General features: G+C 52.5%; 11 protein-coding genes. 9 read left to right on the top strand and 2 right to left on the bottom strand.

Features of this window, described 5'->3' with window-relative positions; genetic code table 11:
- The first annotated feature begins 15 nt into the window (after positions 1–15).
- The 6 genes from rlmD to queE all read left to right on the top strand — a co-directional run bounded on the left by rlmD (position 16) and on the right by queE (position 7,934).
- On the top strand, positions 16–684 hold the full coding sequence (gene rlmD / locus DRI82_RS21710; RefSeq protein WP_114196008.1) for a 23S rRNA (uracil(1939)-C(5))-methyltransferase RlmD: 669 nt from the start codon (positions 16–18) through the stop codon (positions 682–684).
- Between the two features lie 9 nt (positions 685–693).
- Complete coding sequence (relA, locus tag DRI82_RS21705) at positions 694–2,940, top strand: GTP diphosphokinase (RefSeq protein WP_114195991.1); 2,247 nt, start codon at positions 694–696, stop codon at positions 2,938–2,940.
- A 120-nt stretch (positions 2,941–3,060) separates the two neighbouring features.
- On the top strand, positions 3,061–3,852 hold the full coding sequence (gene mazG, locus DRI82_RS21700) for a nucleoside triphosphate pyrophosphohydrolase (protein ID WP_114195990.1): 792 nt from the start codon (positions 3,061–3,063) through the stop codon (positions 3,850–3,852).
- A gap of 252 nt (positions 3,853–4,104) precedes the next feature.
- The gene (gene pyrG, locus DRI82_RS21695) at positions 4,105–5,742 is read left to right on the top strand and encodes a glutamine hydrolyzing CTP synthase (RefSeq protein ID WP_114195989.1); all 1,638 of its coding nucleotides are present in this window, start codon (positions 4,105–4,107) and stop codon (positions 5,740–5,742) included.
- Between the two features lie 77 nt (positions 5,743–5,819).
- The gene (gene eno / locus DRI82_RS21690; protein WP_114195988.1) at positions 5,820–7,115 is read left to right on the top strand and encodes a phosphopyruvate hydratase; all 1,296 of its coding nucleotides are present in this window, start codon (positions 5,820–5,822) and stop codon (positions 7,113–7,115) included.
- A 147-nt stretch (positions 7,116–7,262) separates the two neighbouring features.
- Positions 7,263–7,934, top strand: a complete 672-nt coding sequence (queE, locus tag DRI82_RS21685) for a 7-carboxy-7-deazaguanine synthase QueE (RefSeq protein WP_114195987.1) — start codon at positions 7,263–7,265, stop codon at positions 7,932–7,934.
- A gap of 52 nt (positions 7,935–7,986) precedes the next feature.
- Here the strand turns inward: queE and queD are convergent, their stop codons facing one another.
- Positions 7,987–8,349 carry a 6-carboxytetrahydropterin synthase QueD gene (queD, locus tag DRI82_RS21680; RefSeq protein ID WP_114195986.1) on the bottom strand — a complete coding sequence of 121 codons (363 nt, stop codon included), beginning with the start codon at positions 8,347–8,349 and terminating at the stop codon, positions 7,987–7,989.
- A gap of 388 nt (positions 8,350–8,737) precedes the next feature.
- Between queD and cysJ the strand changes: the two genes are divergently transcribed.
- The 3 genes from cysJ to DRI82_RS21665 are packed head-to-tail and all read left to right on the top strand — an operon-like array spanning position 8,738 to position 13,018.
- The gene (gene cysJ, locus DRI82_RS21675; protein WP_114195985.1) at positions 8,738–10,543 is read left to right on the top strand and encodes an NADPH-dependent assimilatory sulfite reductase flavoprotein subunit; all 1,806 of its coding nucleotides are present in this window, start codon (positions 8,738–8,740) and stop codon (positions 10,541–10,543) included.
- Between the two features lie 13 nt (positions 10,544–10,556).
- Entirely contained in the window at positions 10,557–12,272 is a 1,716-nt protein-coding gene (gene cysI, locus DRI82_RS21670) for an assimilatory sulfite reductase (NADPH) hemoprotein subunit (RefSeq protein WP_114195984.1), read from the top strand.
- Positions 12,273–12,283: 11 nt separating this feature from the next.
- Positions 12,284–13,018, top strand: coding sequence for a phosphoadenylyl-sulfate reductase (locus DRI82_RS21665; protein WP_114195983.1), 735 nt, complete (start codon positions 12,284–12,286; stop codon positions 13,016–13,018).
- Here DRI82_RS21665 and DRI82_RS21660 read toward each other — a convergent pair.
- The gene (locus DRI82_RS21660) at positions 13,004–13,234 is read right to left on the bottom strand and encodes a hypothetical protein (RefSeq protein ID WP_114195982.1); all 231 of its coding nucleotides are present in this window, start codon (positions 13,232–13,234) and stop codon (positions 13,004–13,006) included. The genes DRI82_RS21665 and DRI82_RS21660 overlap by 15 nt on opposite strands.
- Positions 13,235–13,340: the final 106 nt, after the last annotated feature.

Genomic DNA, 13,340 nt, shown 5'->3' with positions numbered 1-13,340 from the left:
CGCTTAATCGACAATATGGCTCAATTCTACTCTCCGGACCGTCGTGTGACGACCCGACAAACAATAAGTGTGACGGCGACAGACCTTGATGCCTTCGGGCAAGGTGTTGCGCGGCATAGAGGCAAGGCCATTTTTATCCCCGGCCTGCTCCCTGAAGAGCAGGCTGAAGTCGTGATTACTGAGGATAAACGCCAATTTAGCAAAGGCAAAATAAAAAAGTTACTGATTCGCAGCCCACAGCGGGTGCTGGATCTGTTCTGTGGGATGGGGAATTTCACCCTGCCGTTAGCAAAGTGTGCAAAAGAGGTCGTTGGGGTAGAAGGTGTGACTACCCTGGTGGCGAATGCACAGTATAATGCTCGTATTAATTTGGTGAATAATGTTTCTTTCTTCCATGCAAATCTTGAAGATGAAACGACGTGGCAGCAGTGGGCGACACAAGATTTTGAGAAAGTGTTGCTCGATCCGGCGCGGGCGGGTGCCCCCGGAGTGATGCCACACATTGCCACACTTGCACCCAAACGGGTGGTCTATGTCTCCTGTAATCCGGCCACATTGGCGCGGGACAGTAAAATTTTGCTGGAGGCGGGTTATCGATTGGCGCAATTGCGCATGCTGGATATGTTCCCCCATACGGGACATCTGGAATCGATGGCTCTGTTCATTAACCAGTCTGAAGAGTAGGGAGAGGGTATGGTTGCGGTAAGAAGTGCGCATTTGAATAAAGCTGGCGAGTTTGAACTCGATAACTGGATCGAAAGTTTAGGTCTTTCCAGTCAGCAGTCATGTGAGCGTTTAGCCGAAACCTGGCGTTACTGCGAACAACAGACCATGGACCACCCCGATGCGTCGCTGTTGCTATGGCGCGGATTGGAGATGGTTGAAATCCTCTCGACCCTCAGCATGGACAACGACAGCATGCGCGCGGCGCTGCTGTTTCCGTTGGTCAACGAAGGCATTGTTGACGAAGCGACGCTGACCGAACATTTCGGTGCCGGAATTACCGCGCTGGTTCGCGGTGTGATCGAGATGGATGCCATCCGGCAGTTGAAGGCGACGCAAAATGACTCGATGGCCTCCGAGCAGGTGGACAATGTCCGCCGTATGCTGCTGGCCATGGTTGAAGATTTCCGCTGCGTAGTGCTGAAACTGGCTGAACGTATCGCCCACCTGCGTGAGGTCAAGGATGCGCCGGAAGACGAGCGCGTTCTCGCCGCCAAAGAATGTACCAACATCTATGCGCCATTGGCGAACCGGCTGGGTATTGGTCAACTGAAGTGGGAACTGGAAGATTTCTGCTTCCGCTACCTGCACCCTGATGAATATAAACGCATTGCCAAACTGCTGCATGAGCGGCGCATCGATCGCGAACAGTACATCGATGATTTTGTTGGCAACTTGCGCAACGCGATGAAAGAAGAGGGCATCAAGGTCGAGATTTATGGCCGCCCGAAACACATCTACAGCATCTGGCGCAAGATGCAAAAGAAAGCGCTCTCGTTTGACGAACTCTACGATGTCCGCGCAGTCCGCGTGGTGGTCGAACGGTTGCAGGATTGCTATGCCGCACTGGGCATCGTGCATACCCACTATCGCCATCTGCCGGATGAATTTGATGACTACGTGGCCAACCCCAAACCGAATGGTTATCAGTCGATCCATACCGTCGTTCTGGGACCGCGTGGCAAAACGTTGGAAATCCAGATCCGTACCCGCCAGATGCATGAAGATGCAGAGCTGGGTGTCGCCGCGCACTGGAAATACAAAGAAGGTACCGTGGTCGCTGCCGGGGCGCGTACCGGTTACGAAGAGCGTATCGCGTGGCTGCGTAAACTGATCGCGTGGCAGGAAGAGATGGCCGATTCTGGTGAGATGCTGGATGAGGTGCGCAGTCAGGTGTTTGACGATCGGGTTTACGTATTTACGCCAAAAGGCGATGTGATCGATTTGCCGGCTGGCTCGACGCCACTCGATTTCGCCTATCACATTCATAGCGATGTGGGTCACCGCTGTATTGGCGCCAAGATCGGCGGTCGTATAGTGCCGTTTACCTATCAGTTGCAGATGGGCGATCAGATCGAAATCATCACCCAGAAACAACCAAACCCGAGTCGCGACTGGTTGAATCCCAACCTGGGTTACATTACGACCAGCCGTGGCCGCTCCAAGGTACATAACTGGTTCCGCAGACAGGATCGCGACAAAAATATCATCGCCGGTAAACAACTGCTGGATGATGAATTGGGGCGTCTCGGTATCAGCCTGAGAGAAGCAGAAAAACTGCTGATCCCGCGCTATAACATGAATTCGATGGATGAAGTGTTGGCGGCGATTGGCAGCGGTGATATCCGCATCAATCAGATGGCCAACTACCTGCAGTCGCACCTGAATAAACCGAGTGCGGAAGAGCTGGACAAACAGGCGCTGCGCCAGTTGACGCAGAAAACGACGCCACCGCCGCAGCGCGGCTCTTCGAAGAAAGACAATGGTCGCGTCGTGGTCGAAGGTGTCGGCAATCTGATGCACCATATCGCGCGCTGCTGCCAGCCGATCCCTGGCGATGAAATCGTTGGATTTATCACTCAGGGGCGGGGGATTTCGATCCACGGTGCAGATTGCGATCAGCTTGAAGAACTGCGTTCACATGCGCCGGAGAGAATCGTTGATGCGGTCTGGGGTGAAAGCTACTCCAGCGGTTATTCGCTGGTGGTACGCGTCACGGCCAACGATCGCAGTGGGTTGCTGCGCGACATCACCACCATCCTCGCCAATGAAAAGGTGAACGTGCTTGGCGTGGCCAGCAGGAGTGACACCAAAAAACAGTTGGCAACCATCGATATGGATATCGAGATTTACAACCTGCAGGTGTTGGGGCGGGTTATCGCCAAGCTCAACCAATTGCCGGATGTGATAGATGCCAAGCGGCTATACGGTACCTGATTCTCACTTTGTCTTATAAAAACAGGGGCTGGAATGTGTACAATGTCCGGCCCCTGTTACATTGCCAACTTTCCACATTCGCTAAAACTTTCCATACTTGCTAAAACAATGAGCCCAACCATGACTGACACCGCCCTGCAACGCCTGCTTACTATCATGAAAACCTTGCGCGACCCGCAAACGGGTTGTCCGTGGGATCGCAAACAGACCTTTGCGACCATCGCGCCTTATACTCTTGAAGAAACTTATGAGGTACTTGATGCGATTCAGCGGGAAGATTATGCCGATCTTCGCGATGAGTTAGGCGATTTACTGTTCCAGGTGGTCTTTTATGCCCAAATGGGCAGTGAGCAAGGGCTGTTTGATTTCGATCAGGTGTGCAACGCCATCAGCGATAAACTCGAGCGCCGTCATCCGCATATTTTCGCCACGGAACTGAAGATCAGCAGCGATGAGGCGCTCTCCAAATGGGAACAGACCAAATCGCAGGAGCGCGCGGATAAAGCCCTCTTTTCAGCGCTGGATGATATTCCGCAGACGCTGCCTGCACTGATGAAAGCCCATAAGATCCAGAAGCGCTGCGCGGCAGTCGGTTTTGACTGGGATACGTTGGGGCCAGTGCTGGGCAAAGTGTATGAAGAGATTGACGAAGTGATGCACGAAGCCACCCAGGCCGTCGTTGATGAAGAGAAACTGGGCGAGGAAATCGGTGATTTGCTGTTTGCGACGGTTAATCTTTCCCGTCATTTGGGCCATAAAGCAGAAGACGCCTTACAGGCGGCCAACCGCAAATTCGAACGTCGTTTCCGTCGGGTCGAGGAGCTCGTTGCGCAAGCGGGAATGACGATGAACGATGCCACGCTGGAGCAGATGGAAGTGTTCTGGCAGCAGGTGAAAAAAGAGCAGGGTTAAGCCGGCTCAGCCCCTGCAATGTGGAATTATCTATAGCGAATCTGCGTCACTCATGACAGTGGCTGAAAAGACAATAAAATGCCTGTAATTAAGGTGTTAGCGAGGGGGTAAGGGGTGGGAAACGGGTCTGAAAGCCTGCAATAACGCCTTAGGGGCTTAAAACGAGCAATTGTGGGGCAACCAAGGTTCGGGTATACTACTTTCCCGTCTTGGTTCTTCCATCGTCTTTAAACCTAAACTCTCAGGTTCAGCATGACAACTAATTATATTTTTGTGACCGGCGGGGTCGTATCCTCTCTGGGTAAAGGCATTGCCGCAGCCTCTCTGGCGGCTATTCTCGAAGCCCGTGGCCTCAACGTTACCATCATGAAACTGGACCCGTACATCAACGTGGACCCGGGCACCATGAGCCCGACTCAGCATGGGGAAGTTTTCGTCACCGAAGACGGCGCAGAAACCGATCTCGATCTCGGTCACTACGAACGTTTTATCCGCACTAAAATGACTCGCCGCAATAACTTTACTGCGGGGCGCATCTATTCCGACGTTCTGCGCAAAGAACGCCGTGGCGACTATCTCGGCGCGACCATTCAGGTAATTCCACACATCACCAACGCGATCAAAGAACGCATTATCGAAGGCGGTGAGGGGCATGATGTGGTGCTGGTCGAAGTAGGTGGCACCGTGGGGGATATCGAATCCCTGCCATTCCTCGAAGCTATCCGCCAGATGGCCGTTGAAGTGGGTCGTGAGCACACGCTGTATATGCATTTGACGCTGGTTCCTTACCTGGCTGCGGCCGGTGAAGTGAAAACCAAACCTACCCAGCATTCCGTTAAAGAACTGCTTTCTATCGGTATTCAGCCAGATGTGCTGATTTGCCGTTCAGATCGTGCGGTGCCTGCCAATGAGCGGGCAAAAATCGCATTATTCTGCAATGTGCCAGAAAAAGCGGTGATTTCACTTAAAGACGTTGATTCCATTTATAAAATTCCGGGGCTCTTGAAATCACAGGGTCTTGATGATTATATTTGTAAACGATTCAGCTTAAACTGTGAAGCCGCAAATCTGGCAGAATGGGAACAAGTGATTTACGAAGAAGCCAATCCTGGTGGTGAAGTGACCATCGGCATGATCGGTAAATACGTTGAATTGCCTGATGCCTACAAATCTGTGATTGAAGCGCTTAAGCACGGTGGGTTAAAAAACCGGCTTACGGTCAATATAAAGTTAATTGACTCACAAGATGTTGAGACTCGTGGTGTAGAATTGCTGAAAGGTCTGGATGCCATCCTGATCCCAGGTGGTTTTGGCTACCGTGGTGTCGAAGGGAAGGTCGCCACCGCCCGTTATGCACGGGAAAATAATATTCCTTATCTGGGCATTTGCCTGGGTATGCAAGTTGCACTGATGGAGTTTGCCCGCAATGTGGTGGGTATGGAAAACGCAAACTCCACTGAATTTGTGCCAGACTGTAAGTACCCGGTGGTCGCGTTGATCACCGAATGGCGCGACGAAGACGGTAACGTTGAAGTGCGCTCAGAAGAGAGTGATTTAGGCGGTACCATGCGTGTAGGCGGGCAGCAATGCCACCTGACCGACGGTAGCCGGGTTCGCGAGTTGTACGGTGAACCGACTATCGTTGAGCGTCATCGCCATCGTTATGAAGTCAACAATATGCTGTTGAAGCAAATTGAAGCTGCTGGTTTACGTGTTGCCGGGCGCTCAGCCGATAACAATCTGGTGGAAATCATAGAGCTGCCAAACCATCCGTGGTTTGTTGCTTGCCAGTTCCACCCGGAGTTTACGTCGACGCCGCGTGATGGTCACCCGTTGTTCGCAGGCTTTGTGAAAGCTGCCGGTGAGTATCAGAAGCGCCAGGTGAAATAAAATACAGGGGAAGCGGTGCTGAGTGGTCAGGGCCGTTTTTCTGGAGTTTTAGTTTAACTTGTACTGAGGAAAACCTAATGTCCAAAATCGTTAAAGTCATCGGTCGCGAAATCATCGACTCCCGTGGTAACCCGACTGTAGAAGCCGAAGTTCACCTGGAAGGTGGTTTTGTAGGTCTGGCTGCTGCGCCTTCAGGTGCATCTACCGGTTCCCGTGAAGCACTGGAACTGCGTGACGGTGACAAATCCCGTTTCCTGGGCAAAGGCGTAACCAAAGCCGTTGCTGCAGTAAATGGTCCGATTGCTGACGCTGTGAAGGGTAAAGACGCGAAAGACCAGGCTAACATCGATAAGATCATGATCGATCTGGACGGAACAGAAAACAAATCCAAGTTTGGTGCCAACGCCATTCTGGCTGTTTCTCTGGCTGCTGCCAAAGCCGCTGCTGCCTCTAAAGGTATGCCGCTGTATGAGCACATCGCTGAACTGAATGGTACCCCGGGTCAATTCTCTATGCCTCTGCCAATGATGAACATCATCAATGGTGGTGAGCACGCCGACAACAACGTCGACATCCAGGAATTCATGATCCAGCCTGTTGGCGCCAAAACCCTGAAAGAAGCTGTACGTATGGGTTCTGAAGTGTTCCACACCCTGGCAAAAGTTCTGAAATCCAAGGGCATGGGTACTGCTGTTGGTGACGAAGGTGGCTACGCGCCAAACCTGGGTTCCAACGCAGAAGCACTGGCTGTCATCGCTGAAGCGGTTAAAGCGGCAGGCTACGAGCTGGGCAAAGACATCACTCTGGCGATGGACTGCGCGGCTTCCGAGTTCTACAAAGACGGCAAATATGTGCTGGCTGGTGAGAACAACAAAGCGTTCACCTCCGAAGAGTTCACCCACTTCCTGGAAGGCCTGACCAAAGATTACCCAATCGTTTCTATCGAAGACGGTCTGGACGAATCTGATTGGGACGGTTTTGCTTACCAGACCAAAGTACTGGGCGACAAAATCCAATTGGTTGGTGACGATCTGTTCGTAACCAACACCAAGATCCTGAAAGAAGGGATCGAAAAAGGCATCGCCAACTCCATCCTGATCAAATTCAACCAGATCGGTTCCCTGACCGAAACTCTGGCTGCTATCAAGATGGCAAAAGACGCGGGTTACACTGCCGTTATCTCTCACCGCTCTGGTGAAACTGAAGATGCAACCATTGCTGACCTGGCTGTCGGTACTGCTGCAGGCCAGATCAAAACCGGTTCCATGAGCCGTTCTGACCGCGTTGCCAAATACAACCAACTTATCCGTATTGAAGAAGCACTGGGTAGCCGTGCACCATTCAACGGTCTGAAAGAAGTGAAAGGCCAGTAATTACTGCGCTGTCCCACTTTTTGCAAACCCGCTTCGGCGGGTTTTTTTTCGACTTTTTTCCTCTGGCGTGACGCTGTACTGAGAGTTTGGTGTGTGCGCGGGAATCTGCGATAATTAACGTTCAACCAGATAATTATTGAGATACTGATGCAGTACCCGATTAATGAGATGTTCCAGACCTTGCAAGGGGAAGGTTTTTTTACCGGCGTTCCCGCCATATTCATTCGCCTGCAAGGATGCCCGGTGGGTTGTAGCTGGTGTGATACCAAGCACACCTGGGATCAACTTGCTGAACGTGAAATTACCCTGGATCAGGTATTGGTAAAAACGCAGGAAAACGACGGTTGGGGCGCAGCCAGTTCCGAAGAACTGCTGGCGACAATCGAACAGCAGGGATATACCGCGCGCCACATCGTGATTACCGGCGGCGAACCCTGTATTCATGATCTTATGCCGTTGACCATGCTGTTGGAAAAAAACGGTTTTGGCTGCCAGATCGAAACCAGCGGAACCCATGAGGTACGCTGTTCCCCCCACACCTGGGTGACGGTGTCGCCAAAGGTGAATATGCGCGGTGGAATGAAAGTGATCGATCAGGCGCTGAAACGTGCCGATGAGATAAAACATCCGGTGGCGCGCCAGCGCGACATTGATGCATTGGATGAATTGCTCGCCACGCTTGATGACGAAAAACAACGGATCGTCGCATTGCAACCGATCAGCCAGAAAGAAGACGCCACCCGCCTGTGCATAGAAACCTGCATCGCGCGTAACTGGCGCCTCTCAATGCAAACCCACAAATATCTCAATATCGCCTGATTCAGGATGGGTCGGTGTGTCGTTTACACCGACTTTGCCGCTGCACCCTTGGCTATTCACCCGTGTAGACGCAGCCCGCAGTGCAGGTCTCTTTGACCATCACGGCGCTCAGTTCGGGTAACTGAGGTTTTAACTGCTGCCAAATCCAGGCAGCCAGCACTTCACTGGTCGGATTCTCCAGGCCAGGAATATCGTTCAGATAGTGATGATCCAGACGTTCCCAGGTTGGTTTAAACAGGGCTTTCAGCTCGGAAAAATCCATTATCCAGCCGGTATGTGCATCGACTTCACCGGTAATTTCCAGACGAACCATAAACGAGTGACCATGCAGGCGACCGCATTTGTGGCCTTCAGGCACATGTGGCAGCCGGTGGGCGGCTTCAAACTGAAAATCTTTAAAAAGCGTGGTTGCCATTTGACGGCCTCATTGACTCAAAAACCGCCGCATACTACCGGAAACCGCGCTTTCCCGCCATGTGTTCTGTACTGAAGTGCGCAATACGACCACCTTAAGTCTGGGGATTTGGATGAATTTTTATCAAACAGCAGATCGCGGTTTTTGTTAAATAGACAGAAAAAACAGGGGCTTTAAAGAAAGTTTTAAAAATGTTCATCTTTTTCAAGCGGATAAAAACTCATATCTACCACTTTTATACGTATGGCTTACCTAAAAATCAGCTTAGTCATTTTGGTTATTATATATTTCCATCCCTTATTTAATTGTTACTATTCCACTCGGTAACCTTAGACACCACCTACCCCCCGACCCACACTGGCTAACGCATAAGGGAATTCGTACCGCGATGACGACTCAGGCTCCTCCAACATCTTTGCTCCCGTTAACACCCGAGCAATTGGCTCGCTTGCAAACAGCGATTGGTGAATTTTCACCCACGCAACTGGCCTGGCTCTCTGGTTATTTCTGGGGAATGGTTAATCAGCAACCCGGAGTCACTGCTGCACTTCCTGCTGTCGCACCTGTGGCCGCCAGTATTACGCTGCTCTCGGCCTCGCAGACCGGCAACGCGCGCCGTTTGGCGGAACAACTGCGTGACGATCTTCTGGCCGCAAAATTGAACGTCAATCTGGTCAATGCGGGTGACTATAAATTCAAGCAGATTGCGCAGGAAAAATTACTGGTCGTGGTGGCGTCTACGCAAGGGGAAGGTGAACCGGCGGAAGAAGCGGTCGCGCTGCATAAATTCCTTCATTCAAAGAAAGCGCCGAAACTCACCGATACCGCGTTTGCCGTATTTGGCTTGGGTGACACGTCTTACGAACATTTCTGTCAGTCTGGTAAAGATTTCGATAGTAAATTGGCCGAGCTGGGAGCGGAACGCCTGCTGGATCGCGTGGATGCTGACGTTGAATACCAACCGCTGGCCGAACAGTGGCGCAAGCAGGTGGTTGAGGTGCTGAAGTCCCGTGCACCTGCCGAATCCAGCGCTTCGCTACAGGCTGCGCAGGTGGGAACCGTCAATGAAGTGACGTCCAGCCCTTATAGCAAAGAACAGCCCCTGACCGCGTCATTTGCGGTAAACCAGAAGATTACTGGCCGTAACTCCGAAAAGGATGTGCGCCATATCGAGATTGATCTGGCTGACTCAGGCTTACGTTACCAGCCGGGTGATGCACTCGGTGTATGGTTTGAAAATGACCCGGCTCTGGTGGATGAACTGGTGGCGCTGCTGTGGCTGAAAGGCGACGAGTCTGTTCAGGTAGAAGGCAAATCGATGCCGCTGCGTGAGGCGCTGATCGGGCACTTTGAGCTGACGCAAAACACCACGGTGATCGTCGATAAATATTCTGTGCTGTCGCGCAATGAAAACCTGACGGCGCTACTGACAGACAAAAGTAAATTGCAGCACTACGCGCAGAACACGCCGATCGTGGATATGGTGCGTCAGGCACCGACCGAACTGGATGCCCAGCAACTGATCGATCTCCTGCGTCCGTTGACGCCGCGCCTCTATTCCATCGCCTCCTCGCAGGCAGAAACCGAGACCGAAGTGCATATCACGGTGGGAGCGGTGCGTTATGACATTGAGGGGCGTAGTCGCACGGGCGGTGCTTCCGGATATCTGGCGGATCGCCTGGAAGAAGACGCTGCGATCCGCGTTTTCATTGAACACAACGATAATTTCCGCCTGCCCGCCAATCCGGATGCGCCGGTGATTATGATTGGTCCTGGAACGGGGATCGCCCCTTTCCGTGCCTTTATGCAGCAGCGTGAGGCGGACGGTGCCAGCGGTCCAAACTGGCTGTTCTTCGGCAATCCACATTTTACTGAAGACTTCCTTTATCAGGTCGAATGGCAACGCTACGTGAAAGAAGGTCTGCTGACGAATATCGATCTGGCCTGGTCGCGGGATCAAAAACATAAAATCTACGTTCAGGACAAACTGCGTGAAAAGGGCCCAGAGCTGTGGCGTTGGATACAGCAGGGCGCGCACATTTATGTCTGTGGCGACGCCAATCGCATGGCAAAAGACGTCGAGCAGGCGTTACTGGACGTAGTGGCCGAGCAGGGTGCAATGGATACCGAGCAAGCCGACGAATTTTTAAGTGAGCTGCGCCTTGAGCGCCGTTATCAGCGTGATGTGTACTAAGGGTAATAAAATAATGAGCGAAAAACACCCCGGACCTCTGGTCGTTGCAGGCAAACTGACCGACGCGGAACGCCTCAAGAAAGAGAGTAATTTTCTGCGCGGCACCATTGCAGAAGATCTCAAGGATGGCCTGACCGGCGGTTTTAACGGCGACAACTTTCTGCTGATCCGTTTTCACGGCATGTACCAGCAGGACGACCGCGATATCCGCGCCGAGCGAACCGAACAGAAACTTGATGCACGCCACGCGATGATGCTGCGCTGCCGCTTGCCGGGCGGCGTGATGACGCCTCAGCAGTGGCTGGGTATCGATAAATATGCCGCGGAAAGCACGCTATATGGCAGCATCCGCATCACCAACCGCCAGACTTTTCAGTTCCACGGCATTCTGAAACCGAACGTCAAACCGGCGCATCAGTTGCTCAATCAACTGGGGCTGGACGCGCTGGCGACCGCCAATGACGTGAACCGTAACGTGCTGTGTACGTCGAATCCGGTCGAGTCAGAACTTCATCTGGAAGCCTGGGAATGGGCGAAGAAGATCTCTGAACATTTGTTGCCGCGTACCCGCGCCTACGCAGAGATCTGGCTGGATCAGGAAAAAGTAGAGACGACCGATGAGGAACCGATCCTTGGAGCCACGTATCTGCCGCGTAAATTCAAAACCACCGTGGTGATCCCGCCGCAGAATGATGTCGATCTGCACGCTAACGATTTGAATTTCATTGCCATTGCCGATAACGGCAAGCTGGTGGGCTTTAATGTTCTGGTCGGCGGTGGTTTGTCTATCGCCCATGGTGACAAGGCGACCTATCCGCGCACTGCCAGCGAGCTGGGTTATATTCCCCTGCAGAATACGCTGGCCGTTGCTGAAGCCGTTGTGACTACACAGCGTGACTGGGGTAACCGAACCGACCGTAAGAATGCCAAAACCAAATATACGCTTGAGCGCGTGGGCGTTGAGACGTTCAAAGAAGAAGTTGAAAAGCGAGCAGGTATTACGTTTGCCCCCGTTCGCGCATATGAATTCACCGGGCGTGGCGATCGCATTGGTTGGGTGAAGGGTGTTGATAAGAAATGGCATCTGACGTTATTTATCGAGAATGGCCGAATCCTGGATTATCCGGGCCGCCCATTGAAAACCGGCCTGGCAGAGATTGCACGCATCCATAAAGGCGATTTCCGGCTGACGGCCAACCAGAATCTGATTGTGGCTGGCGTGGCCGAAAAAGATAAAGCCCGCATTGAGGCACTGGCGCGCGATCACGGTCTGATCGATGACAGCGTCAGTGAGCAGCGCAAAAACTCGATGGCCTGCGTCTCCTTCCCGACCTGTCCGCTGGCGATGGCGGAAGCCGAACGTTTCCTGCCGGAGTTTGTGACCAAAGTGGAAGGGATCATGCATGGGCACGGCGTTGGCAATGAACATATTATTTTGCGCGTAACCGGCTGTCCGAACGGCTGTGGCCGCGCGATGCTGGCAGAGATCGGTCTGGTGGGCAAAGCCATGGGCCGTTACAACCTGCATCTGGGTGGTAATCGCGAAGGGACGCGTATTCCGCGCATGTACCGCGAGAATATCAGCGACGAAGAGATCCTCGGCATTATCGACGATCTGGTTGGCCATTGGGCGAAGGATCGCAAAGACAACGAAGGATTCGGTGACTACGTGATTCGCGCGGGTATCATTAAACCGGTTCTCGATCCGGCGCGAGACTTTTACGACTGACGGAGAACGCGATGTCCAACATCGATCTTACAGAATTGAATGCGTTGCCGAAGTCTGGGCAAGTACTGGCGATGGCTGAGCTGAATGGTCGGCTTGAGAAACTCACTGCGCAAGAGCGCGTGAGTTGGGCGCTGGAGAATCTCCCGGGCGAGTTTGTGCTTTCTTCCAGTTTTGGCATTCAGGCGGCGGTGTGTTTGCATCTGGTGACCCGGCAGCGTCCGGATATTCCGGTAATCCTGACGGATACGGGGTATTTGTTCCCGGAGACCTACCAGTTTATTGATGCACTGACCGATCAGTTGCAATTGAATTTGCAGGTCTTTCGCGCAGAGCACTCCCCGGCCTGGCAGGAAGCACGTTATGGCAAGTTGTGGGATCAGGGCGTTGAAGGGATCGAGCGTTACAATCAGCTCAATAAAGTCGAGCCGATGAACCGCGCCCTTGAATCCCTTGGTGCAAAGACCTGGTTTGCGGGTGTGCGCCGTGAGCAGTCAGGCAGCCGCGCAACGTTGCCGGTGCTGGCGATTCAGCGCGGCGTGTTCAAGATCCTGCCGATTATCGATTGGGACAATAAGCAGATTTTCCAATATCTGCAGGATCACGATCTGGGCTACCACCCGTTACGGGATCAGGGATATTTATCCGTTGGGGACACCCATACAACGCGGAAATGGGAACCGGGCATGAGTGAGGAAGAAACGCGGTTCTTTGGGTTAAAGCGGGAGTGTGGATTACACGAGGGGTGATTTTTGGGCAGGTGCTTGAGCGAGCACCTGCAACCGCGCTGAATGTTTGTTCTGAGCATGCTGCTCGGCAGCTTCAGCTGTTGTGTTGTTTAAAACCGGCTCGGCGCAGGTTTCGGTTGATATCAGATTGATGTTTGTTAACGTCAAAAGATAGCTTTGTTGGTTGATTGCTTTGGCTTGGGTTTTCTTTCTTTCAGTGTGAAGATCGGCAATCAAGATACCGTCTTGTCACCTTAGTTGGCAAGACGGATTTCTGCATTGAATTTCATTCCTGACTTCAATACTCCATAGGCCAATTGCAAGAGTTTCCTCATTGCCGCGC

The sequence above is a fragment of the Edaphovirga cremea genome, assembly GCF_003332275.1.
Classification (GTDB): Bacteria; Pseudomonadota; Gammaproteobacteria; order Enterobacterales; family Enterobacteriaceae; genus Edaphovirga; species Edaphovirga cremea.
This window is presented reverse-complemented; position numbering and strand designations above follow the sequence as displayed.